This is a genomic window from Bdellovibrio svalbardensis, assembly GCF_029531655.1.
GTDB lineage: Bacteria > Bdellovibrionota > Bdellovibrionia > Bdellovibrionales > Bdellovibrionaceae > Bdellovibrio > Bdellovibrio svalbardensis.
Genome location: NZ_JANRMI010000007.1, coordinates 89,647 through 112,756 on the forward strand (window position 1 = coordinate 89,647; position 23,110 = coordinate 112,756).

Annotated in this window: 22 protein-coding genes; 7 read left to right on the forward strand and 15 right to left on the reverse strand. The window is 45.2% G+C overall.

What is annotated here, in order from left to right:
• The first annotated feature begins 18 nt into the window (after window positions 1-18).
• Genes NWE73_RS17955 through murI form a run of 3 tightly spaced genes read left to right on the forward strand, consistent with a single transcriptional unit; the run spans window position 19 to window position 2,657 of the window.
• Window positions 19-768 carry a DUF975 family protein gene (locus NWE73_RS17955; RefSeq protein WP_277579748.1) on the forward strand — a complete coding sequence of 250 codons (750 nt, stop codon included), beginning with the start codon at window positions 19-21 and terminating at the stop codon, window positions 766-768.
• On the forward strand, window positions 761-1,801 hold the full coding sequence (locus NWE73_RS17960; protein WP_277579749.1) for a guanosine monophosphate reductase: 1,041 nt from the start codon (window positions 761-763) through the stop codon (window positions 1,799-1,801). Before NWE73_RS17955 ends, NWE73_RS17960 begins: the two co-directional genes overlap by 8 nt.
• 4 nt (window positions 1,802-1,805) lie before the next feature.
• Complete coding sequence (murI, locus tag NWE73_RS17965) at window positions 1,806-2,657, forward strand: glutamate racemase (RefSeq protein WP_277579750.1); 852 nt, start codon at window positions 1,806-1,808, stop codon at window positions 2,655-2,657.
• A 9-nt stretch (window positions 2,658-2,666) separates the two neighbouring features.
• Here the strand turns inward: murI and lysA are convergent, their stop codons facing one another.
• Window positions 2,667-3,842 carry a diaminopimelate decarboxylase gene (lysA, locus tag NWE73_RS17970; protein ID WP_277579751.1) on the reverse strand — a complete coding sequence of 392 codons (1,176 nt, stop codon included), beginning with the start codon at window positions 3,840-3,842 and terminating at the stop codon, window positions 2,667-2,669.
• A gap of 87 nt (window positions 3,843-3,929) precedes the next feature.
• Here lysA and NWE73_RS17975 point away from each other — a divergent pair, with 87 nt between their 5' ends.
• On the forward strand, window positions 3,930-4,619 hold the full coding sequence (locus NWE73_RS17975) for a M14 family zinc carboxypeptidase (protein ID WP_277579752.1): 690 nt from the start codon (window positions 3,930-3,932) through the stop codon (window positions 4,617-4,619).
• A 73-nt stretch (window positions 4,620-4,692) separates the two neighbouring features.
• Complete coding sequence (locus NWE73_RS17980; protein WP_277579753.1) at window positions 4,693-5,514, forward strand: 2,3,4,5-tetrahydropyridine-2,6-dicarboxylate N-succinyltransferase; 822 nt, start codon at window positions 4,693-4,695, stop codon at window positions 5,512-5,514.
• Window positions 5,515-5,617: 103 nt separating this feature from the next.
• On the opposite strand, the gene NWE73_RS17985 is transcribed toward NWE73_RS17980, so the two are convergent.
• The 8 genes from NWE73_RS17985 to NWE73_RS18020 all read right to left on the reverse strand — a co-directional run bounded on the left by NWE73_RS17985 (window position 5,618) and on the right by NWE73_RS18020 (window position 12,424).
• On the reverse strand, window positions 5,618-6,874 hold the full coding sequence (locus tag NWE73_RS17985; protein ID WP_277579754.1) for an FtsX-like permease family protein: 1,257 nt from the start codon (window positions 6,872-6,874) through the stop codon (window positions 5,618-5,620).
• Window positions 6,875-6,912: 38 nt separating this feature from the next.
• Window positions 6,913-7,869 (reverse strand): MlaD family protein, encoded by a 957-nt coding sequence (locus NWE73_RS17990; protein ID WP_277579755.1) that lies wholly within the window; start codon window positions 7,867-7,869, stop codon window positions 6,913-6,915.
• 7 nt (window positions 7,870-7,876) lie between these two features.
• On the reverse strand, window positions 7,877-8,587 hold the full coding sequence (locus NWE73_RS17995; protein ID WP_277579756.1) for a cell division ATP-binding protein FtsE: 711 nt from the start codon (window positions 8,585-8,587) through the stop codon (window positions 7,877-7,879).
• Window positions 8,587-9,411: an MlaE family ABC transporter permease gene (locus NWE73_RS18000; RefSeq protein WP_277579757.1), complete on the reverse strand. Its 825-nt coding sequence runs from the start codon at window positions 9,409-9,411 to the stop codon at window positions 8,587-8,589. Before NWE73_RS18000 ends, NWE73_RS17995 begins: the two co-directional genes overlap by 1 nt.
• Before the next feature lie 73 nt (window positions 9,412-9,484).
• Entirely contained in the window at window positions 9,485-10,078 is a 594-nt protein-coding gene (locus NWE73_RS18005; RefSeq protein ID WP_277579758.1) for a YdcF family protein, read from the reverse strand.
• Window positions 10,047-10,424 (reverse strand): RidA family protein, encoded by a 378-nt coding sequence (locus NWE73_RS18010; RefSeq protein ID WP_277579759.1) that lies wholly within the window; start codon window positions 10,422-10,424, stop codon window positions 10,047-10,049. The genes NWE73_RS18005 and NWE73_RS18010 overlap by 32 nt, the downstream gene beginning before the upstream one ends.
• 20 nt (window positions 10,425-10,444) lie before the next feature.
• A complete protein-coding gene (locus NWE73_RS18015) occupies window positions 10,445-10,939 on the reverse strand; it encodes an organic solvent tolerance protein (RefSeq protein WP_277579760.1) in 495 nt (164 codons plus the stop codon).
• A 111-nt stretch (window positions 10,940-11,050) separates the two neighbouring features.
• Window positions 11,051-12,424, reverse strand: coding sequence for an HD domain-containing phosphohydrolase (locus tag NWE73_RS18020; protein WP_277579761.1), 1,374 nt, complete (start codon window positions 12,422-12,424; stop codon window positions 11,051-11,053).
• 137 nt (window positions 12,425-12,561) lie between these two features.
• Between NWE73_RS18020 and NWE73_RS18025 the strand changes: the two genes are divergently transcribed.
• On the forward strand, window positions 12,562-13,203 hold the full coding sequence (locus tag NWE73_RS18025) for a chalcone isomerase family protein (RefSeq protein ID WP_277579762.1): 642 nt from the start codon (window positions 12,562-12,564) through the stop codon (window positions 13,201-13,203).
• 104 nt (window positions 13,204-13,307) lie between these two features.
• Here the strand turns inward: NWE73_RS18025 and NWE73_RS18030 are convergent, their stop codons facing one another.
• The 5 genes from NWE73_RS18030 to kdpA are packed head-to-tail and all read right to left on the reverse strand — an operon-like array spanning window position 13,308 to window position 20,999.
• The gene (locus tag NWE73_RS18030) at window positions 13,308-14,003 is read right to left on the reverse strand and encodes a response regulator (RefSeq protein ID WP_277579763.1); all 696 of its coding nucleotides are present in this window, start codon (window positions 14,001-14,003) and stop codon (window positions 13,308-13,310) included.
• A 3-nt stretch (window positions 14,004-14,006) separates the two neighbouring features.
• Entirely contained in the window at window positions 14,007-16,700 is a 2,694-nt protein-coding gene (locus tag NWE73_RS18035; protein ID WP_277579764.1) for a sensor histidine kinase, read from the reverse strand.
• Window positions 16,697-17,248, reverse strand: coding sequence for a potassium-transporting ATPase subunit KdpC (gene kdpC / locus NWE73_RS18040; protein WP_277579765.1), 552 nt, complete (start codon window positions 17,246-17,248; stop codon window positions 16,697-16,699). The genes NWE73_RS18035 and kdpC overlap by 4 nt, the downstream gene beginning before the upstream one ends.
• A complete protein-coding gene (gene kdpB, locus NWE73_RS18045; RefSeq protein ID WP_277579766.1) occupies window positions 17,248-19,323 on the reverse strand; it encodes a potassium-transporting ATPase subunit KdpB in 2,076 nt (691 codons plus the stop codon). The genes kdpC and kdpB overlap by 1 nt, the downstream gene beginning before the upstream one ends.
• An 8-nt stretch (window positions 19,324-19,331) precedes the next feature.
• Complete coding sequence (kdpA, locus tag NWE73_RS18050; RefSeq protein WP_277579767.1) at window positions 19,332-20,999, reverse strand: potassium-transporting ATPase subunit KdpA; 1,668 nt, start codon at window positions 20,997-20,999, stop codon at window positions 19,332-19,334.
• A gap of 476 nt (window positions 21,000-21,475) precedes the next feature.
• Between kdpA and NWE73_RS18055 the strand changes: the two genes are divergently transcribed.
• Window positions 21,476-22,093, forward strand: a complete 618-nt coding sequence (locus NWE73_RS18055) for an NADPH-dependent FMN reductase (RefSeq protein ID WP_277579768.1) — start codon at window positions 21,476-21,478, stop codon at window positions 22,091-22,093.
• Between the two features lie 181 nt (window positions 22,094-22,274).
• Here the strand turns inward: NWE73_RS18055 and NWE73_RS18060 are convergent, their stop codons facing one another.
• Window positions 22,275-22,715, reverse strand: a complete 441-nt coding sequence (locus tag NWE73_RS18060) for a DMT family transporter (RefSeq protein WP_277579769.1) — start codon at window positions 22,713-22,715, stop codon at window positions 22,275-22,277.
• Window positions 22,716-23,110 lie beyond the last annotated feature (395 nt).

Genomic DNA, 23,110 nt, shown 5'->3' on the forward strand with positions numbered 1-23,110 from the left:
GAATTATGACTGCAGAACATGAACTCAGACATCTGTTTGTTGGCAAGTGTCTTCTTGACTCACCTTTGCCTTCTGGGGTCTATTTATGTAGTGAATTTTTTTGCAGAAAACCTGAAGGTTTTTAAAAAAGCAGCTCTTCCTTTATTTGCCCTCGTGGTTGTGTCGAACAACATCGATCAGTATCTTAACATGCAAGTCGAAACAGCTCTGCAAAATCCCATGGGTGCCAATGGCCAAGTCTATTTCTTTGGTTTTCTATCCATCGTAAGCAGTGTGATTTTCCCAGTGCTTCTGGCGACGACCGCGCTTTATGCCATGGTAAACACAAAACCCTGGGAAAGCCTGATGGCCTTCTTTGGAAAGTTCTTAAACCAGGTCTTCATTGAGTCATTGCGCGCCTGGGGCAAAACTTTGCTCTGGTCTTTGCTCTTCATTATACCTGGGATATGGAAGTATCTTGAGCTGAGTCTAGTTCCATTCGTTGTGACTTCATCTGAATCATATGAAGCGGGAAAGATCGATGCCCTTCAGGCTTCAAGTTATGTCTTCCGTAAACATTGGTTTAAGATTTTAGGTATTTTATTCTGCTTTCATCTCTTTCTGCCGCTGATTTTAACCAGCTTTTTCGATTCTTATCGCCTGCTTTGGAAGACTCCTTTGGCGAGTCTATTCCTAAGTCTGCTCGATACTTATTTGATTTTAATTTCAACACAGCTCTTGTTTAATGTTTTTCAAAGCGAGGTAAGCAAACATGACTCTCATGTTTAATTGGACAGAAATTAAGAACCGCGGAAAAGGTCTGACATTTGATGACGTACTGATCATCCCGGCACGCTCTGACGTTCGCTCACGTCGCGACCCACAACTTACCTCCAAACTGACTCGCAATGTTTCCATCGAAACACCGATTGTCAGCGCTAATATGGATATGGTCACCGAATATGACATGGCATTTGCTATGAACCAACTGGGTGGTCTTGGCATCCTTCATCGCTTCCTTTCTATCGAAGATCAAGCGGCACAGGCTCGTCGCCTTAAAGAGAATGGTGTTAAAAATATCTCTGCCAGTGTCGGCGTTGGTGAAGAATTCAAGTCACGCTCAAAGGCCCTGGTTGATGCGGGAGTTAACATCATCACAATTGACATCGCTCACGGTCACTCTGTGCAGATGATGGAAACAATGAAATGGCTTAAAGATCACTATCCCCAAGTGGAGTTGATCGCAGGCAACATGGCAACTCCAGATGCGGCTCGCGATTTGATTGAATCCGGAGCGGATGCGATCAAGGTTGGCATCGGACCTGGCTCTATGTGTACGACTCGAATCATCACCGGATGTGGAGTTCCTCAGTTAACAGCTATTGCTCTGTGCGCAGAAGTCGCTGCTAGCTATGGCGTTCCTGTGATTGCCGATGGCGGCATTCGCAACTCTGGAGACATGGTGAAAGCTTTTGCCGCAGGCGCCAGTACAGTTATGTTAGGCAGCATGCTTTCTGGAACCATTGAAACTCCGGGAGAAATTAAAAACGGCAAAAAGCATTACCGTGGAATGGCCTCACGCTCTGCCCAAGATTCTTGGCGCGGCGGCGTTCCAGAAGGCATGGCTCCAGAGGGAGAATCAACTCAAGTGAACGTGAAAGGCCACGTTAAAGACGTGATTTTTGAAGTCACTGGCGGCATCCGCAGCGGTATGAGTTATATCAATGCAACAAGCATTGCTGAAATTAAAGAGAAAGCCCTCTTTATGGAAATGTCTGCCAATGGTATCTCTGAATCTCGCGCACACGGAGTAAAGAGTTAATTAAATGGCTGACAAAGATTCTCGATCCCACAACAAAGAAGATTCCCAGCCCGCTGTCGAAGACAGCAGACCCATCGGAGTTTTCGATTCAGGCATAGGCGGCCTCACCGTTTTGAAAGAGCTCGCCTTGCAGTTCCCTCAGGAAAATTTTCTTTACCTGGGGGATACGGCACGCCTGCCTTATGGATCGAAATCACCTCACACGATTCGTAGATACTCTGAACAAAATATTGAATTTCTTCAGAGCCAAAACGTGAAGGCCATCGTCATTGCTTGCAACTCGGCTTCGACTCAGGTGCCAGAGCGGGAGTTCGCCGGACTCCCTGTTTACAACGTCATAGGCCCTGGCTCACAAAGAGCTTTGGAAGTTTCTGAAGGATTAAGAATCGGCGTCCTTGGCACCAGAGCCACGATCAACAGCCAAGCCTACACAAAGCAAATTCATAGTCTCAATCCCCACGCTCAAGTTTTCGATCAAGCTTGTCCCTTGTTTGTTCCACTTGCAGAAGAAGGATGGGATTCTGATCCCGTCACGAACCTGATCGTCTTTAGATACTTAAGCAGCCTTATGCAAAATCAAATCGACACTTTGATTTTAGGATGCACACACTATCCAATTTTGAAAAACTCTATCGCACGCGTCACTGGATCCAGCATTCAACTGGTTGACTCTGGCGAAGCCATCGCGGACTGGTTAGAAGAAGATTTTATGGCGGGAAGACTTCTGCGCCGAATGAATCCAACACCTCGCCAAGTCGATGTGACAACCACAGACGCCTCAGCACATTTTACCGAACTGGCTCATCGCATTTTAAAACCCGTAAAGGCTGATGACTTCCGGGTCGTAAATATTTAGACACAAATTTTAGATGCAAATTTCCAATGGTAGCTCCTGCAGGTTGTATGAGCTCGCCATTGAGTAACCATAAGCCCCTGCATCCATCACTGCCAGAAAATCACCTTCTTTAACTTTCGCAATCTTGCGGTCTTTAGCAAAGAAATCAGAAGATTCACAGATAGGACCCACAATATCAAAAACTCCCTCTTCAGATTTTTTATCTAAAGGCAGAATCAAATGTTCGGCCTCATAAAGGGATGGACGGATCAAATGATTCATACCCGCATCCACAATTACGAAAGTCTTCTCACTGGTTTTCTTAACATATTGGACTTGAGTTAACAGAACTCCAGCATGCCCCAACAACCAACGGCCTGGCTCAGACTGTAGATCACAATTTAGCTCTTGCAGTGAACTTAAGGTAATCTCTGCATACTCTTTAAGAATCGCTTCTTCTTTCGCCAAGTCCAAGCGATCATAATAGATCCCCAGCCCGCCGCCGAAATCAAATCGCTGTAAGGAAGAAAACTCTTTTTGCAAAGCAATGAAAACCTTCTTAAGGCGCTCCAGAGCTTCTTTATAACCTTCAAACTCAAGCATTTGCGATCCCAGATGAAGACTCACCCCCACAAGCTCCAAGGAGCCAGCATAAGACTTCAGACAACGAATCAGCTCTGGAACCAAAGAAAGCTCCATGCCAAATTTATTATCACGAAGACCAGTGGCAATATAAGGGTGCGTTTTAATATCGATGTCGGGATTTAAGCGCAAAGCAATGGCTGCCTTTTTTCCCATCTCTTTGGCAATCTGACCAATCCGTTCTAACTCCGGAAGGCTTTCCACATTGATTTGGTAAATATCAAGCTTCAGCGCCTCGGTGATTTCATGGCGCGTTTTACCGACGCCACTATAGACGATATCCGCTGGGGAAAAGCCATTTTCCAAGGCTCTTTTAATCTCCCCCAATGACACGACATCGGCACCGGATCCGGCTTCTTTCAAACAACGCAGAACTTCTGGATTTGGGTTCGCTTTCATTGCATAGAAAATACGCACATTTTTTAACGCCTGCGACATCGCAGCAAATCTCATGCGGATAAAATCAAGGTCGTAGACATAAATAGGCCGCATATAGTTCGCCGTCAGACTTTTTAAATTCTTTTTCTTAGGGCCCAAATGCAGTTCATTATTGATGTATTCCACAAAATCCTCGTAAACTCTACTCCGGTGAAGCCGGAGTGTAAGCCAGCCCGGCGAAACCGGAGTGTATACCAACCCGTCAAAGCCGGAGTGCAGACCACTATCATCACCGAAGAAGGAACCTTTGTCATGAAAACTTCGATCTTTACCTACACTTCCAAAGGACTCCCCGTCACTGCCTATGAGTTTACCAACGGAGGACCAGAAATCCTCATTCTAGGTGGAGTTCACGGTGATGAAATCGAAGGTGTGATTGCCGCTCAAGAGCTGTTGAAGCACTTCATGACTTCCTTTGACTACAAGATGAACCTCACTTTGGTTCCTCAGTTTAACTTCGAAGGTGTGATTTACAAAACGCGTGGCAATGGCAATGGCGTCGATCTCAACCGCAATTTGCCTACCAAGGATTGGTCACCGGAAGTTAAAACACCTCGCTATCATCCGGGGCCTGCTGCAGGCAGTGAGCCTGAGAATAAAGGTTTAATGACCTACTTGGAAAATAAGAAACCCCAATTAGTTCTCTCCCTGCATTCTTGGCACCCCATTCTGAATGTGAATGGCGACTGCTACAAATTTGCAAATGTCTTGGCGGAGCTCACTGGATACAAGATTGATGATGACATCGGATATCCAACGCCAGGCTGCTTGGGGACTTATGCGGGCTTAGAGAGAAACTGTCCGACATTAACTTATGAAATTCAACGAGGCCAATCCGCGGAAGAAATCATTCGCATCCATGTTCCCGCCATCATGGAAGCTCTTAAAGTTTACAACAATTAATCCCCTACTCCGACAAAGTCGGAGTGTTTTTTTAAACCTACTCTGACAGATTCAGAGTGAGTCAGGAGAATCTATGCAAAACGAAGTCAATCAACTATTCGCTGATGTCCAAGCCGGAAAAACAATCGCACAACTAACTACCAATGATTTAAAACATGTCTTCGAAACCATCGAAGCTTTGGATGCCGGCAAACTGCGCGTTGCTCAAAAAACAGCCGAAGGCTGGGTGACCAATGAATGGATCAAAAAAGCCATCCTTCTTTATTTCCGCATTCAACAAATGACTGTCATGGAAGCCGGCGACCTGTCATTCTTCGATAAGATCCCGTTGAAAAAATGGAGCGAAGAAGAAGGTGTTCGCGTGGTTCCACCAGCAGTCGCACGTAAAGGTTGCTTCATCGAAAAAGGCGCCATCCTAATGCCTTCTTACGTTAATATCGGAGCCTACGTAGGAAGTGGCACAATGGTTGACACCTGGGCCACAGTGGGTTCTTGCGCCCAAATTGGCAAGAACGTCCACTTGTCAGGAGGCGTTGGCATCGGTGGAGTTCTCGAACCAATCCAAGCGTCACCAGTCATTGTTGAAGACAATGTCTTTATCGGCAGTCGCTGTATCGTTGTTGAAGGCGCTGTGATCGAAGAAGGTGCCGTACTTGGCGCAGGCGTTACTATTACTGCGAGCACAAAAATCATCGACGTTTCAGAAAATAAAGCTGTTGAATACAAAGGCCGTGTCCCAGCGAACTCCGTGGTCATCCCAGGCACTCAAATGAAGAAATTCCCAGCCGGCGAATTCGGCGTTCCCTGCGCACTGATCATCGGCAAAAGAAAACCAAGTACAGACCTAAAAACCTCACTGACAGACGCACTCCGCGACTACCAAGTAAGCGTATAAAAAAATACCCAGGAGTTCTGAGAGTACTCTCTCAGAACTGCCGTTGGAGCCATAACACAAAAAAATAAACCGGACACAACAACGACAACGGAGTAGCAAAACACTACTTAATCCGCAAAGCCTCAGAAGGCTGAACCTCCGCCGCAGTTCTCGACGGAATATAAGACCCCAACCAAGCAATCAAAGCACTCACCACAATCACACCAAACACAAGACGCCAATCCACCAGGGCCGGAATCGAAGCATCATAGTAAATTTGCTGAGGCAAAAAATTAATTGGATTTTTTTGAATATAAAGACTGATGCCAGTTCCCAAAATGGTCCCCGTTAACACACCCACCCCGGAAAGCATACAACCCATTTGCGTAAACGTGCGAACAGTTTGCTTACTTGAATAACCAATAGTTCTCAAAATGGCGATGTCTCTTCTTTTTTGCGAAAGTAACAGTGCTAAGACCGTCAGAATTGAGCTCGCTGCGATCATTCCTGCAAGCCCCAAGAAGAATCCAATCGTCAGCTTCTCTAATTTCAAAGCATACAGCAAAGCACCATTACGATCTTCCCAGGTTTCCACTTGAACATCCGAGAACTTCAGCAAGCTTTCTTTCATTTCATCCAGCTTGGATTCTTTCGCTAACCAGGCCTCAATGCCAATTTTTTTAAGACCCTGACTATCAAGTGACTTTAAAGCCTTGCCTCTTTGATAGAACAAATACTGAGTATCCACGTCAGCAAGACTCGTCGTAACAATTCTTTTGATTCTGACTCTCTCAAACTTCGGCGTTTCCCCTGGAGGCAACAGCAGTCCCGACGGAGAAACTATTGTTATAAAATCTCCTTCAAACACACCCAGAGACTGGGCTAGATCCACCCCTAAAATAACTTCGCCTTCATCCGGAATATCCTGAGGATCCCAAAAGTAGGCTGGTGATTCACCCTTTGCGGTGGACGGCTTTTTATCCAAAAGCTGTAGCTGTTCAATAAAGTGCTCTAGGCTGGCCTTGGAAACACCACGAGCAATGCCTCCACGGAATTGCCCATCCTGACTGCGAATGATCACGTCTTGAGTTTCGAAGACATAGGCTTTATTGCCCTCATCTTCCTTCAGTCTTTGAAAGCTTGGATGATTCTCCAAGGACTGAGCCGTTGTAGCCCCAGGGATCTGCACATACAAATGAGGCTCTAAACCCACAATGCGCGACTTGATACTTGCATTCATTCCGTTCATCACAAACAGAACAACCAAAAACGCCGTGACGCTGATTGAAATGGCACCCATAGACAACCAAGCGATGCGCTTAACTAGAGCACCAGCACGCTTGGAGAAGATAAAATGACGAAAGAGATGCCCAACTAGCATCTCTTTATCATAGTATTACAATCTTTAGTTTCAAGAAGTTATTTGTGACTTGCAGGAACGCGGCGCAAAGATTCCTCGTCCTGAACTTCGCGAACATTGCTTTTCATGAAAAAGCTCTTCTGCATAGCTTTCAGCACAACAACAGTTTCATTCAAAGCTTCTACAAGGCGCACACTGGCCCCTGGCAACTCCGGCTCAACCGCTTTTACAGCAGGCCCCAAGGCCTTTGTCATCACAGCCAAATTTTCCGTCATTGAAGCCAAGTCTTTTGCCAAATGAGGATTTTCCTCATTCAACTCAGGCAAAATCTTATTAATCTCATTTGTTGTGACCGCAAGATTGCCAACCAACTTCTGAACGCCATCATCATGGGTTGCCTGTTTGGACAGCTTAATGACCTCAATGGACATTGTATTCAGGTTCTTCACCAAAGGATCCATACGGTCGAAAATTCTAACGATACTTTCAGCACGCTTCTTATCGGCAAAGGCTTCAACTAGAATCTGCATATTTTCCAAAATGCCGCCCAGTTTCCCCAGATAAGCATTCAGGTTTTTGCCGCTCATTAGTGTCATGAAATCAGTCGTTTCCGTGGACTTCACAAAACTATTGGCCGCCAATACGGGACTCTCTTCACTTCCCACACTCACATCAATCACCCGTTCACCGATGATGAACGGACGAATCAACTGAATACCGCTGTCTTCACGAATACGATCCTGGAACTTACCCAAGACATAAAAACTGACACGGATCTTGTTGTTCGCCTCAAGATCGACACTATCAACAGCTCCGGCACGCAGACCCGCCATTTGCACTGCAGTGCCCTGGTGAATCCCGTCGGCATTTTCAAAAACCGTGGAGTAGTAGACCTTCGTTTCAAACCAGCCCTGCTTAATTGCCACACTGACTGCCGTTATCGCCACCCCAAAGATGGCACACATGACAAATAAGCCTGCAACTCGTTCGTATTTATTGAATTTAACTTTTCTCATGCAAGCCTCATAAGTGAACAACTCGCTTCTCTGGGTCTACAGCTTGGAAGTACAACTGCCCCTCATCCAGATGGATGATTTGATAGCTCATAAGATTCATGAATTTTTCATCATAAGAACTAATGAAGACGTGATTCAACGAACCTTCTTTTCTCAGCTTATGAAGGTAGTCTACAAAAGTATAAACGCTATCCTGCCCCAGACCGACACTTGGATCATCCATCAACAAAACCTGGGGACGCATAACCACAGATCTCATCAAACAAGTCAGTTTTCTGATTCGACCTGGAACATGCGCGGGACGCTCATTGATAAATTTACCAATATCAAAAATGCTTACCATTTCATCAACACGCTCTTTCGCTTCTTGTTGCGAAACAACTTTATGATAGAGCAATGGCAACATCAAATTATCATACAAGGTTCTATTATTGATCAAACCACCGTAATCGAATGAATATCCAATGGCCAAACGATAAGGCAAAAATTCTTCAAACGACATATCCACAACATTCTCGCCATTGATCAAATACTGTCCTGATTGGGGAATTTGCAATCCACCCAAAACTTGCAGCAATGAGCTTTTGCCTGCGCCCTCTTCAGCCTTTACCCAAATAATTTCATTCATTGGAAAGTCGAATTCTACATTTTGAATCACGGGGTCTTGTCCATCATGGGAGAACGAAACACCCTCAAATTTTAGACTTTCAATTTTCATTAGACCACCCCCAGATTCCGAAGTTGATTGAGATAAAACAAAGCTGTCACAATTAGATTAAACATCACTACAAAGATAATACTGTTCACCACGGCCTGAGTTGTGAACTGAGGAACCTCATGCGGACTCTTCTTCACAGAAAGCCCCTGATAGCAAGAAACCACAAAGATGATCATTCCACTGAAGCTGTTCTTTAGAAGAAAGATGAAAACATCATCCTTCGTAAAGGCACGCATTAATGAATCTGAATAGAAGGCAAAGGGCATATCTTGAAAAAGTCTGGTGATCGCAAATCCACCAATAAGCGCCATGAAATTGAAATAAAATGCCAAGCAAAGAACACTGATCACTCCCCCCAGCACACGAGGGAAAACAATAAAGCTCAAGGGATTAATCCCCATGCTCTCCAAAGCTTCAATCTCTCGATTGGCCCGCATAGTACCGAGCTCTGATGCCACGGCAGTTCCGGATCGAGCGATAACGACAAGAGCCACCAAAAGTGGACCTGCTTCGCGCAAGACCATCACAAGCAGGAAGTTCCCAATCATCTGGGTTCCACCCAGCATTGTTAAATTCGATAGCGATTGAAGAATCAGAACGCCACCCGTCCCCAGTGCCAGCACCGAAACCAGAGGCAATGCCTGCCATCCCGTAAAATAAATCTGTGCGGAAATAACACCGAATATCTGGCGCAGGCCCTGAGTGCGATCTAAAATCGTCGCACGGAGAGAAAGGTAGACCATCAAGAGGACACGCAATGTGTACTCCACGTTTTTGGTGACGAATCTACCTAAGGAATCAATTTGCGTAAGCAAAGAATCCATGAACCTCTTCCCTTTTTCCTAGGGAACTTATCGGTCCATCAAGTCCTTTTGTTGGCTGAGCCAAGGTCTGGTTTTAGTAGGCCCAAAGGGAATAAAATAAGGACTTCAATGCTTCGAAGCTGATTTCCAAGACAGAAGGCTCGTAGCGCACACCTACAACGGGATGTTTTTGAATATAAATGTTCTCGGGGAAAGAGGCTCGAAAAGTTCGATAGGAGCGGTACATATGAATTCGGGAAGTCACGAGCAGAATATCGCGGCACTTGAGGGCTTCGACAATGGGCAAACTCTGCTGAGCGTTTCCATAGGTTGTCTCTGATCTGCGATCCAAAACAACATCATTTTCATTGAGATTTCCATAATAGGGCCACGGGGGCATAATTTCTCGCAGGCGTGCATTTGCATACACACCAGAAATCACCAACTTCTTAACATTTTGATTTACCAATAAATCAAAACCTTCGCGCACCCTTCCCGCACCTCCGGTCAAAACCACAGCGCAATCAGCGGACTGTGATTTTGTCCAGGAAATCATCGGTTCATTTTGGACTCTTTGATATTCATTGATAAAGCGATAAAGCACCACTAAACCAACTGCGAACAAAAGCCAAAAAGTGCGCGAACGAAGAAGCTTCTTAGCGATGAGCAACGACTTCGATCTCCACATTCACACCTTTTGGCAATCCCGCAACTGCTACTGTTGAACGTGCTGGTGGAGCCGCCGTGAATGACTTCGCATAAACTTCATTCACCGTGGCAAAGTCTGCCATGTTCGTGATAAAGATGGTTGTCTTGATAACGTTTGAAAAATTCATATCCGCAGCAGCCAAAACTGCCTCGACATTTTTCATAACCATTTCTGTTTGAATCTTGATATCACCGGTGAAAACTTCGTTTGTTTTCGGATCAATAGAAATTTGACCAGAACAGAAAAGAAAATCACCCATCTTCACAGCTTGAGAATAAGGGCCTACGGCTTTAGGAGCATTGTCTGTATGAATAACTTTTTTCATTTATAAATTTCCTTTTAAAACTAGAAGTAGAAAATAATACCAGCACGAAGTGGACTGTCCGCGATTGTTCTAAAACGAACATTGCTGGTAGAGATCACACCGGCACCACCTTCAAAAGTGAATCCCAACGAATCCAAACCAGGCAAGAAGAACTCGCCACCAAAGACCGCATCAAGTTCAATACCTGATTCTTTAGTCGTCGAAGTCGCACCAGAAACTTCGTAATTTACAAAACCAAAGGTTCCGCCCATGTAGAAATTCATATTGTCTTCTTTAAAAACAATACGACGAACCCCTGCATTAGCCGCAAACTTGGAGGCATCTTTTTTAGTGTCGATACCCAAACCACCTGTCACCGCAATATCTCTCGTCGGATTGTACACGACTGCCAACTCTGGAAGATCCAAAGTTTCATGACTTTTAACACCTACACCCAAACGATTGGTAAGCTCTTTAGCTTGAACAACGGATGTACAAGCCAATACTGCCAAAACTAATGCTGACTTCTTAAGCATCTAACCGATCTCCTTATTTCATTTTTGCAATTCCTTATTAAATGCAATGGAGCAAAAAGGAGCAAAAGGATTCTCTCTGTTACTATGAGTGTCAAAGGCGAATAATAGGAACTAAATAAGGCTATCGGCGATAGCATTGAGGAACTCCAGGCTGAAATTGCCTGGTTGGGTTTGCTCTTTCTCCCAGATTTTCTCTTTCAAAAACCGAAAGCCCACTCCAGTTTCAGCCATAGTGGTCCTCACTCCCAAATCGATCAGCCCCGCAAAGCGAATAACATGGCTTTCAAGCGGGATCTTGTCCGCCGGGACTTGATTGGGATAGCCTTTCTCATCTGCACGTTCATGAATGGTAACAACAACGGCCTTAATAGACTCACTCAAAGGAAACTTTTTTATCAAACAACGATTCAAAGAGAGTATAGGATTCTTGGCGACTTCTCGCATCTCAGCATCATTCAACTCACGAGCGCCTTCGCGAAGATATTTTACAGCTATCTCTTCCTGAATATCGAACAATCCCACATCAGCAAAGAGCGCCGACAAAAAGGCAACTAAAGGATCACCCTGCCCGCTCTTAAGGCATATCATTGCAGCATAAACACCAACCCAAGGCGACCTTACTGCGGCAAAGAGATCGTTCTTGGCACTTTCCCTAAAGATATCCCAAAGACTCTCGTCATTTTGAAGCAAAGGCAACAAAGCCTCGATTTGATGAACAAGTCTTTCATAGCAATTTTGAATCCGTTCTTCAGAACTCGACTTGAGATCAAACAGCAAATAATCATTCATCTCAAGAAACAAACAACACACACTTAAAAATGCCGCTCGTGCCTTTTTCTTCAATGCGGCCCCGGAATCATCAAAGTAAGTATTGATATAACTATAATATGCCGGACCGTCTTTGGCCTGAAAATAAATATTAGGGACAGCTAAAAGACGTTGATACTTGCTTTCAGAAAGAGTCATACCCCGAAATGCCACGCCTAGAAATCTTTGATTAAGTTGAAGTCGAACAGAGACCGTGAAAGGCAAGGTCGACATCGGAAATAAATCAGAGGGTGAAATTTCAAAATACTGCGACCGTGTTTTTAACAAACAAATATAGGAAAACTTCAACGTTGTGAAAAATTCCGCCGCAGACAAAGGTATCACTCGATCCCTCTGGGTCACCGCCATCTCTTCTTTCAATGAAGGCTCTCGTAAAACAGTCACCAAAGAAGAGCGAGGGAACTTTTCAAGCAAGTATTCCACACGATTTGAAAAGCTAGAGACTGCCTCGCCCTCTTCCTGCGCGACCAAGACAATCTGCGCCAAGTGAATCTCACGCAAAGAACCGTGGTAGGACTCCAGATTTTGAAAATGCTTGAAGGTCAGATAATATTGAGAAATGACGTCCTTGGCGCGAGTCAAAACATCATTCCGCTGAGTCAACAGCAAGAATTCCAATTTTTGTCGAAATAAGGGGGCCGATTGCTTTTCACTCATGTAGTCTTAAAAAAGTTTACTGCGCGACCTCGAACCTGCCAACCATTCTTTTCATCATTGACATTTCCAGGCTCGCCCCAAATCCTAATAAAGACAACTCTGCATCCACGAACAGCCAACAAAGGAAAAGGTTCCATATGAAACACTTTCTAGTCTCCCTCTTCAGCCTTCTTTTGAGCCTACACGCCTCCGCGGCCCTTCTGACTAACGATGGAAGTAAAGGCAAACTAGAAGGAGTCGCCCTATCCTCAGGCAGCACAGCAAGTGTGGAAGGCGAATCCATTAAATTGTCCCACATCGGAGCCGGCCTGCGCGCAAAGAAAGTAGTCTTCGTAAATGTTAAAGTTTATGTAGGCGAACTTTTTGCTTCTTCTCCAGAGAAATTCAAAAAATCAGAAACCGAGGCATTGGGTTCACTGAAAGATCAAAAAGTCATCGCTATTCAACTGCACTTCTTAAGAAATGTGGACGCAGACAATGTTCAAAAATCGTTCAAAGAAGCCTTGAAAGCAAACAACATCAATCTTGATGATAGCAATGTAAAACAATTCCTGGACAGCGTCGCCCAAGGTGGAGAAGCCAAAGAGGGAAAGACATTAACAATTTTAGGTGCAAAACTTAAAGATGGCTCCGAAGAAGTCATCTACGAGACAACATCAGGAAATACTTCTTCTATCAAAGGCAATGCAGGATTTGTCGAGAAGGTCTTCTCTATCTGGCTTGGTAAGTCAGCCGATGATGGCGTAGCACACCTTAAAGCTTCCATTTTGAAGAATTAGAATCTCCGAAAGGCCCGCTGGAGAAATAGTAAAACAGCAAAAAAAATAGCCGTATGAAATACGGCTATTTTACAAGAGACAAGTTTCACACTCCCTGATGACATTTAATCCAAATCTAACAAGCGATATCCGACCCCGGCTTCGGTCACAATCAATTCAGGAATATCCTCACGAGTTTTCAACTTTTTCCTCAATGCTCCAACGTACACTCGCAGATAATGAGTGTGTTCTACCGCATTCGGACCCCAGACCTCGTTCAAGATCATTCTATGAGTCACCACTTTACCTTTGTGCTTAATTAACACTTTCAAAATACCAAACTCAGTGGCTGTCAGCTTTATCATTTCCCCGTCAACTAATACGGTATGCCCTGGTAAATCAACGGAAAGTGGTCCACTGCTAAGATCCTTTTTATCCTGCTGCAAACCACTCGCATGCCTCATCGCCACTCTCATGCGCACTAAAAGCTCAGGCACACTGAAAGGCTTAGTGACATAGTCGTCTGCTCCACCATCCAGCGCAGTGACTTTGTCGTTTTCAGAATCCAAAACGGTCAGCACAATAATCGGAATCTGCGACCACTCACGAATCTCATGCAGAACATCCAGACCTGATTTATCAGGCAATCCGAGATCGAGCAGAATAATTTCCGGTCGCAAGGTGGCTGCCATTTGCAAACCTTCAGCCCCCGACACCGCCTCATCCACATGATACCCATTGGCCTCAAGACTCACGCGCAAAAGCTTACGGATGGAGGATTCATCGTCTACAACCAAGACCCGACGAAGACTGTCTTTCATATATTATCGCCCCTCCAACAGTTGCCGCGGAGGCTCCTCATAGGGAAGCTCTACGACAAATTCAGCACCTGATCTATCAGTACGATTACCAGCATAAACCCGCCCTTTATGAGCTTCAACAAATGCTTTTACAATAGCCAATCCCAAGCCCACGCCACCAGCCGGGCTTCCTGGGACACGATAAAAAGCTTCAAAAATCTTGCCTATATTTCCAACAGGAATTCCAGGTCCCTCATCCACGACGCGCACGATGACTCTTCGCCCCTCGCGCTCCAGTTGCACTAAAATATTAGTTCCGGGTGCAGAATATCGAGCTGCATTGGTTATAAGATTCAATAAAACGTGCTCCATCAGTCGCTCATCAACTTGAATCAAACACTCATCGATCTTTGTCACAATCTTTAGATGATGAGCGGTCACTGCATGCTGAGCCTTACGTGCAACTCCCTCAATCACATCAACCAAATCAATCCATTCTTTCTTTGGAGTCAAAACACCTGAATTCAACCGCGACATATCCAAGAGATTCTCCACGACCTGATCCAGCCGATGCGAGGATTCCATTAAAGCCTGCACCAGTTGCTTACGCACAGAGGCCTGTGCACTGACCTGTTCGTCTTGCAATGCCGAGGCTGAGCCAATAATAGCGGTCAACGGTGTTCGCAACTCATGTGAGACAGAATTCAATAAGGCCTGATGCAAACGTTCTGATGCTTCAAAAATTTTAATACTCTGTAACTTTTCTTGCAGTCCCAGACGCTCAACAACCATCGCTAGCTGCACAACAATTGTCTCCAAAAGATTCTCTTGATCCAAAGTAAGAACTTCACTCTTGCGGGGATAGAATAGCAAAATACCGACAAGGTTCTCTTTCCCTTTGAGCGGCAAACTCAAACAACGGGACTCTGCCAAAGTATCTGTCTTCCAACCGGCCTTCTTCTTATTCTCGAAAGACCATAAAGCAAGGGCTAAATCCTTCTCATCAAGCTTGGCCGAATTGTAAGTCTTCCGAACCAGTTTACCTTCTGAATCGGTTAAAATAACTTTAATCTTCCCATTCAGCATTGCTTCCAAATTTTGCTCAGCACTGAAGCAAGCTTCCGTGACAGTCAATGAGGCCGCCATCTCTTTGACCAGCTCATACAACGCACGATTGTACTCATCCCTTTTAACAAGATCTCGGTCGCGACTGCGAATTTTTGAAGTCAGCATACCCCCCATGAGGGCAACAAAGAAATAAGCCAGCACCATCATCACATCTTCAGGCGCTGAAATTGCAAAGGTAAAAAGAGGCGGAATAAAAAGAAAATTCCAAACCAAGGAACTCAAACACGCGGCAAAGAGTACAGGCCCCAATGTCGCAATAAATCCCATCACCAAAATGCACAGCAGGTAAATGAATCCTACGGACCGATAACCAATATAAGAAACCAGAAGTTGGCTGACAAAGGAGACACCCGCAATAAACCAAAACGTATTCCAATAAATTGCACCGGGCGCATAAACTCCTGGAAATTGCCAGCGACGCTTGCTACTCTCAGTTTTTTTCTCAGCTTCCTGATCTTGACGAATGACGTGAATATCGACGGCGCTGGTCTTCTGAACCAATTGGTCCAACAAAGACCCGCGATTCCATAAAAAGCTCCACCAGTTTCTTTCAGGACGTCCCATGATAATCTGAGTGACATTGCGCTCATGGGCAAAGCGTTGAAGAGCCTCTGCCACATTCGCATCTTTTACCGAAACAACTTCGCCACCCAACTCCCGCGCAAGGTTTAAGTTCTTGGCAAGCATGGCCTGATCATCGCGCTCCAATTGAATTCCTGAATCGACATAAAGAGCGATCCAAGGTGATTCAAGATTATAAGCTTTCCTGCGAGTCGCACGAATTAACCGTGCAGAATAAGGACTGTGACTGACTGCCACCAATAGACGCTCTTGGGTGTTCCAAGGCCCCTCAACCCTTTGCACAATCATGCTGTCTTGCAGATCCTGATCAACTCGTTCAGCCGTATAGCGCAAAGAGAGTTCTCGCAAAGCCAACAAATGGGTTTCTTTAAAGAAATTTTCTTCCGCGCGCGCCGCACGATCCCCCTGATAGACTTTACCTTCTTTTAAACGTTTGATGAGATTTTGCGCAGAGATATCAATCAACTCAATCTGCTGAGCTCGGTCAATCAAAGAATCGGGAACACGCTCCAAGACCCGCACACCCGTGATTTGCTGAACCAAATCGGCGCGACTTTCAATATGTTGAACGTTGATAGTGGTATAAACGTTGATACCTGCATCAAGAAGTTCAATGACATCTTGATAGCGCTTGGGATGCCTTGATTCCGGCGCATTCGTATGCGCGAGTTCATCGACCAAGACAATTCCCGGCTTGCGCGCCAGAATGGCATCAATATCCATTTCTTGGACAAGAGCGCCCCGGTATAAAGTCTCTTTGCGCGGAACAACTTCCATCCCCAAAAGCAACTCTTCCGTCTCGCGACGTCCATGGGTTTCAACAACTCCCACGATAAGATCGCTTCCTTGAAGAAGCTGCTCTTGGGCAGCCTTTAGCATCGCAAACGTCTTACCAACCCCCGGACACATGCCAAAAAAAACACGAAGATGCCCTTTCGCAAGAGCATCTTCGTGTTTCTGAATTCCTTCTAACAATCTATCGGGATCCGGTCGGTAGTCTTCATTCATAATACTTTACCCAAAGTGGTGTCCAACGCTAGGTTCAATTTCAAAACGTTCACCCGAGGCTCACCTAAGAACCCCCACTGACGAGCTTCAGTATAATCGCGAACAAGTTTAAGAACCAAGTCTCTTTGCTCCAAATTTAGCTTGCGCTCCCCAACAATTCGCTCGACCTGATCATTTGCCGCGGCAGGGCTAATATGCGGATCCAAACCACTCCCGCTCGCATAGAGAAGATCTCTGGTTAACCCCTGAGTCTTGCGCTCGGCAACAGCTTTCAACAATGCCTCATTACCCACAGATTGATTGCTCGCTGCGGAACTGGATCCGTTATAATCAGCTGCTGAGGGGCGCGGCCAAAAGTAACTTTTCTTTTGAAACTTCTGTGCCAGCAAATCCGATCCAACCAGGATATTGTCTTGGTAAATCAAAGATCCTCCAGCTTGGCGAGAAAACAAACCCTGCCCGATTCCTGTGATCAGCAACGGATAAGCAACTCCCGTCAAAACACTCAAAACTACAAAAATTCTAATTCCAATAAATAGATTCTTCATTACGCAACTCCAATCGCCACAATAATAACGTCAATCAGCTTAATGCCAATAAACGGAGCAATCAGACCGCCCACGCCGAAGTTTAAGATATTACGTTTTAAAATCGCATTCGCTCCCAAGGGCTTATACTCAACTCCACGAAGAGCCAACGGCACCAACAAAATAATTATCAATGCATTAAAGATCACTGCGCTGAGCACGGCACTTTGAGGCGAATGAAGTCCCATAATATTGAGTTTCCCCAACGGACCAGTACTGCCTTGAGTGGCATAAAGAGTCGCAAACATCGCAGGAATAATCGCAAAATATTTTGCAACGTCGTTAGAAACGCTAAAGGTTGTCAGAGCTCCTCGAGTCATTAGAAGCTGTTTCCCCGTCTCTACAATTTCAATCAACTTGGTGGGATTAGAATCAAGATCAACCATATTGCCGGCTTCGCGAGCCGCTTGAGTCCCGGTATTCATCGCAACACCAACATCAGCTTGCGCCAGCGCCGGAGCATCGTTGGTTCCATCGCCCGTCATAGCCACCAACTGACCTCTCCCTTGTTCCTCACGAATGCGGGCAAGCTTCATTTCAGGAGTTGCTTGAGCAATATAATCATCAACACCGGCCTCAGCGGCAATCGCTGCAGCCGTCAATGGGTTATCACCGGTGACCATGACCGTACGAATTCCCATTTTCCTCAGCTCGGCAAAACGTTCTTTGATACCGCCCTTAACAATGTCTTTAAGGTAAATTACGCCCAAAACCTGCGCACCATCAGTCACGACCAAAGGAGTTCCTCCTTTGCGCGCCACATTTTCTACCGACTCACGAACTTGCTGAGGATACACACCTCCCAAGCCAATGATGTATTTTTCGATGGAATCGCCAGCACCTTTTCGTAGGACGCGCACTCCATCCTTTTCCTTAATATTCACACCGCTCATACGAGTTTGCGCCGTAAAATGAACAAACTCCGCCAAGTGCGGCTCTAGTCTCTCGGCTCGCATAGCAAACTTTTGCTTTGCCAAAATAACAATAGAACGCCCCTCTGGTGTTTCATCGCTTAATGAAGCTAACTGAGAAGCTTCCGCCAAGGCCTGCTCCGTCACATTCGGAGCCGGATAAAATGCACTGGCCATACGATTTCCCAAAGTAATAGTCCCCGTCTTATCCAACATCAAAACGTCGATATCCCCGGCCGCTTCAACCGCGCGTCCGCTTTTTGCTATGACATTCTTGCGCACCAGACGGTCCATACCACTGATACCAATCGCACTCAGCAATCCACCAATGGTTGTCGGAATCAAACAAACTAACAAAGCAATCAACACCGGAACTGTGACGATTTGCGAGAGGTCCTGATTCGCTGCCTTTGCAGAAAACTCAGCGAAATATTTTAAAGTCACCACCCCCAACAAGAACACTACAGTTAAGGCGATTAATAAAATTCCCAAAGCAATTTCATTCGGAGTTTTTTGGCGTTTTGATCCCTCAACCAAGGAAATCATACGATCCAAGAAACTATGACCAGGATCTGCGGTAATGCGCACGATAATCTTATCGCTGATCACCCGGGTTCCCCCGGTGACTGCACTACGATCACCTCCGCTTTCACGAATTACAGGCGCAGATTCTCCCGTGATAGCGGACTCATCCACGGTCGCGATACCATCGACCACCTCTCCGTCACCAGGTATAACATCTCCCGTTTCGCAGACAACCGCATCACCTTTTCTAAGATCCAAGGCATTGATGCTAGTCTCTACCGAATTCTTAAGAAGTCTGGCCATGCTGCTGGAGCGGGTTTTTCTCAAGCTTTCCGCCTGAGCCTTGCCACGTCCCTCTGCCAAAGCCTCAGAGAAGTTGGCAAACAAAACAGTGAACCATAACCAAAGAGCGATCTGCAGTTCGAAAGAAAAGCTCGCACCTGTTGCAATCAAATTAATGGTAATCAGTGTAACAACAAGCGCACCCAGCCAGGTCACAAACATAACGGGATTGCCCCATTGAACCTTGGGATTCAATTTAACAAAACTAGCTTTCACCGCATCACTTAAAAGTTTTTTATCTAAAAACGAAGTCTTCATAACTCACCTTATTTCACAACAAGCATTAGATGCTCTAGAATTGGCCCCAATGAAAGCGCTGGGAAGAATGTCAGGGCTCCCACAATGATAATCACTGCCGCCAGAAGACCAGCAAACAAAACAGAATCCGTTTGGAAAGTTCCCACTGACGGCGGAGAGATTTTTTTCTGCACGAAACTTCCGGCAACGACCATGACTGGAATAATGATAAAGAATCGTCCGATCAACATCGCCAAACCGATCATCACATTATAGTATGGAGTATTCACAGTCAGACTTCCGAAGGCACTCCCGTTATTTCCCGCACCGGAAGTGAAGGCATACAGGATCTCAGACAAGCCATGCGGACCTTGATGCCCTAAGCCGGCCAGACCTGCGGGCAAGGCAACTGAGAGGGCACTCCCAATCAGAATCGCCGCACAAGGAGCCAAGATCCCGATAATCACCCAGGTGATTTCACGAGCTTCAATTTTTTTACCTAAATATTCAGGAGTTCGACCAACCATCAGTCCGCACAAGAAGACTGTCAGAATCACGAACAACAACATTCCGTACATACCTGCACCAACACCGCCAAAGATCACTTCGCCCAACATCATATTGAGCATCGCAATCCCGCCCGAAATAGGTGACATGCTAGAGATCATCCCATTCACAGAACCGTTGGAAGCCGAAGTTGTAAAGACCGACCAAATCACGGTATTAACAACCCCCAAACGGGTTTCCTTACCTTCCATAGTTCCGAGACTGTACTCTGACCACAGTGACAGCGATAGCATCACCACCATCAAGGCCATCATAGTTCCAAACAGAACCATCCCTTGCCGACGAGACCCCACCATCAATCCAAACAAATAAGTGCAACCAGCTGCTAGAAGGATCAAACTCACCATCTCTAAAAAATTCGCAAGAGGAGTCGGATTCTCAAATGGATGAGCACTGTTCACACCAAAGAACCCACCGCCATTTGATCCCAGTTGCTTAATCGCAATCTGCGAAGCCGCTGGACCTTGTGGAATAACTTGCTCAACACCCTCAACAGTTTTCGCATGGCTATAAGAGGAAAAATTCTGAACAACTCCTTGGCCTACCAACACAACAGCAAGGACAATTGAAAAAGGCAGCAACACATGCACCGTACTGCGCGTAAGATCGACCCAAAAATTTCCAAGAGCTGTGGTTTGTTTTCTAGAGAACCCTCGAGCAAAGGCCAACATAACCGCAAAGCCTGTAGCCGCACTGACAAAGTTCTGAACCCCCAAACCCAACATTTGAGTCAGGTAACTCATGGTGTTCTCACCCGAGTAAGCTTGCCAGTTGGTATTCGTCACAAAGCTCACAGCGGTATTAAACGCCAGATGCCAGGACACATTCCCGAACTTTTCAGGGTTCAAAGGCAAGCCCGCTTGAAGCATCTGCAACGCCATTAGAAATACAAAGCCAATCAGGTTAAAGATCAAAAGAGATTTGGTATACTCTTTCCAATCCATTTCGTGATTTTCTTGAACACCAGAACAAGCATAAGTTATTCGCTCGACAGGCCGGAACAAACGGATGAGCCAATTCTTTTGCCCAGCAAAAACTTTAAACATATAAGAACCAAGCAAAGGGGTCATTACTGTAACGATTCCCAACACTGCAAAGATCTGGAGAAGATCAACCGAAGTAAGTGCCATAAAACATTCCTTTTGTGACTTCAAATTACTTGGAGACGCCTCAACTCGGTGTAAAAACACCTTGGCCACACATAAAGAAAACGTAAAAGTCTCAAAAAACCACACCTGCCAAGACGAATACTTCTCGGATAGCAACAGAAGGGCCGCAGTAATTGCGAAGGTGTCTTCTAACAATCGTTACTATCACATGGTTTTACTATCACATGGTTAACTCCCAGAATTTGCCGCTCTTCCTCTCGATTTCAAAGAGTCCAATCACAAAGCTCAAGAAGAACTTTCAGTCTTCACTTCTGACAAATAAAATCTGGCAACGAGAAACCACGATTTATTGTTGACGACTTTTCTCAACAACGCAGCCTTCTCATTCACTACATGTAATTGAACAAAAAACTCCGACGCTCCTTCTATGAAGAACCTGAACTTGCGAACATGATATTAGTTTTTCATACAATTTTTGCAGAATGACCGAGGAAACAATGAAGATATTCCTGTTTGCACCCGTCTTAAGACATGGCTCGTTCAATAAAAAACTCATCCGCATTGCGCACGAAATTGTCAGCAACTTCCCCGAAGTCCAAGCCGAGCTCCATGAGTTCAACGAATTCCCTATGCCCGTTTACGACGGGGATCTAGAAACCACCGAAGGCATCCCTGATGGAGTCAAAAGCCTCGCAAAGAAAATTTCCGAAGCTGATGCCATCATCATCTCCAGCCCCGAATATAATGGAAGCATGCCAGGTCCATTTAAAAATGCAGTAGACTGGCTCTCTCGACTGAATCCCGTACCCTTGGAAGGAAAGCAAATCTGCCTTATTGGTGCATCCCAAGGATATTTCGCCGCCATCAAGGGCAACTTCCACAGCAGAGTCCCTCTGCACGTTCTAAAGGCTTATGTTTATCCCGATTACTTTGGAGTCGCCTATGCTCAAAAAGCTTTCGACGAAAAAGATCAATTGAAGGACCCAAAACAAAAAGAGCTCCTTCAGAACTTACTGCAAAACTTCATTCACTACGCTTCACGTACAGAAACACCATTCGACAGACTCAATGAATTTTTTGAAGAACAAAAGCACCAGCAACATCCTCCGCAGTAAGCATGGGCCTAATTTCACACTGCAACGAAGTTTCAAAGCACCATAAATGGCCACAAATAATGCATGCCTATGAGTGAAGGAAATAAATCTAACGATCTAGAGCTATCAAAGGGCAAAAAAAAGCCACTAAGATTTTACCTTAGTGGCTCTAGCATTTAAAAATAGACGACCATGCGATCAATTATCCAGAATTTCGATCTACCAATGGAGCACGCTGCGCCGGAACCGTCGCATTCGCTGCAGGTATGCGCTTCAATTCTTTGAGATTCTCAGCTTCAGCAACTTGCTCTTTAGATTGCGGCGATTGCTGACCACTGAAGTTCAGCATCACAACTCCTAAAATGATCAGACTAGTCGCCATAACTTTCTGAAGTGGCAGAGGCTCATTGAATATTAGCAAACCTACAACTGCCATAATGGCTGTTCCCACGCCTGCCCAAATCGCATAGACAATGCTCACAGGCAAAGTTTTTAAAGCAACTGTGAGACATACAAAGCAGATTCCAGAACATACAATCATAAGTATGGATGGAACCACCTTTGTAAATCCCTCAGCATACTTCATGCTGATCGTACCCAATATCTCGAAAATGATGGCCGCCGCCAAATACACGTATGCCATAAGACACCCCTAAGCATCAGACCTTTCTTCGTATTCAATTTTTTATCCCCGTGTCTCGGATGATTTACCGAGAGATCTTTTTTGAACTTAGTCGTAAAAAAGACTTAAAAAGCGTACAGGAAAAGATTCCTGTGGTTTTGATAGGATTAGAATAACACAGGCCCAAGCGAAATGCTCTAGAGACTAGCCCAAAACATCATATGTAAGAGATTTCAACACTTTACAAACGAGACACAAAGCCAAAACTCACTATATTTGGGCTCAAAACAATCATTTTTTAGTTTATTAATGAAGACCTTTTAGATCATTTTGAAACAATTCAAACTGTTATAATCTTATTATTGTTTACAATTTGGATAATAAAAAACCCGATCTGTTTCCAGACCGGGTTCAAG

Excerpts from the sequence above, each read along its gene's own strand:
- NWE73_RS17955 (WP_277579748.1), top strand. The coding sequence starts at position 19 with ATGAACTCAGACATCTGTTTGTTGGCAAGTGTCTTCTTGACTCACCTT.
- NWE73_RS17960 (WP_277579749.1), top strand. The coding sequence starts at position 761 with ATGTTTAATTGGACAGAAATTAAGAACCGCGGAAAAGGTCTGACATTT.
- murI (WP_277579750.1), top strand. The coding sequence starts at position 1,806 with ATGGCTGACAAAGATTCTCGATCCCACAACAAAGAAGATTCCCAGCCC.
- NWE73_RS17980 (WP_277579753.1), top strand. The coding sequence starts at position 4,693 with ATGCAAAACGAAGTCAATCAACTATTCGCTGATGTCCAAGCCGGAAAA.
- NWE73_RS17985 (WP_277579754.1), bottom strand. The coding sequence starts at position 6,874 with ATGCTAGTTGGGCATCTCTTTCGTCATTTTATCTTCTCCAAGCGTGCT.
- NWE73_RS17990 (WP_277579755.1), bottom strand. The coding sequence starts at position 7,869 with ATGAGAAAAGTTAAATTCAATAAATACGAACGAGTTGCAGGCTTATTT.
- NWE73_RS17995 (WP_277579756.1), bottom strand. The coding sequence starts at position 8,587 with ATGAAAATTGAAAGTCTAAAATTTGAGGGTGTTTCGTTCTCCCATGAT.
- NWE73_RS18000 (WP_277579757.1), bottom strand. The coding sequence starts at position 9,411 with ATGGATTCTTTGCTTACGCAAATTGATTCCTTAGGTAGATTCGTCACC.
- NWE73_RS18005 (WP_277579758.1), bottom strand. The coding sequence starts at position 10,078 with ATGTGGAGATCGAAGTCGTTGCTCATCGCTAAGAAGCTTCTTCGTTCG.
- NWE73_RS18010 (WP_277579759.1), bottom strand. The coding sequence starts at position 10,424 with ATGAAAAAAGTTATTCATACAGACAATGCTCCTAAAGCCGTAGGCCCT.
- NWE73_RS18015 (WP_277579760.1), bottom strand. The coding sequence starts at position 10,939 with ATGCTTAAGAAGTCAGCATTAGTTTTGGCAGTATTGGCTTGTACATCC.
- NWE73_RS18020 (WP_277579761.1), bottom strand. The coding sequence starts at position 12,424 with ATGAGTGAAAAGCAATCGGCCCCCTTATTTCGACAAAAATTGGAATTC.
- NWE73_RS18025 (WP_277579762.1), top strand. The coding sequence starts at position 12,562 with ATGAAACACTTTCTAGTCTCCCTCTTCAGCCTTCTTTTGAGCCTACAC.
- NWE73_RS18030 (WP_277579763.1), bottom strand. The coding sequence starts at position 14,003 with ATGAAAGACAGTCTTCGTCGGGTCTTGGTTGTAGACGATGAATCCTCC.
- NWE73_RS18035 (WP_277579764.1), bottom strand. The coding sequence starts at position 16,700 with ATGAATGAAGACTACCGACCGGATCCCGATAGATTGTTAGAAGGAATT.
- kdpC (WP_277579765.1), bottom strand. The coding sequence starts at position 17,248 with ATGAAGAATCTATTTATTGGAATTAGAATTTTTGTAGTTTTGAGTGTT.
- kdpB (WP_277579766.1), bottom strand. The coding sequence starts at position 19,323 with ATGAAGACTTCGTTTTTAGATAAAAAACTTTTAAGTGATGCGGTGAAA.
- kdpA (WP_277579767.1), bottom strand. The coding sequence starts at position 20,999 with ATGGCACTTACTTCGGTTGATCTTCTCCAGATCTTTGCAGTGTTGGGA.
- NWE73_RS18055 (WP_277579768.1), top strand. The coding sequence starts at position 21,476 with ATGAAGATATTCCTGTTTGCACCCGTCTTAAGACATGGCTCGTTCAAT.
- NWE73_RS18060 (WP_277579769.1), bottom strand. The coding sequence starts at position 22,715 with ATGGCATACGTGTATTTGGCGGCGGCCATCATTTTCGAGATATTGGGT.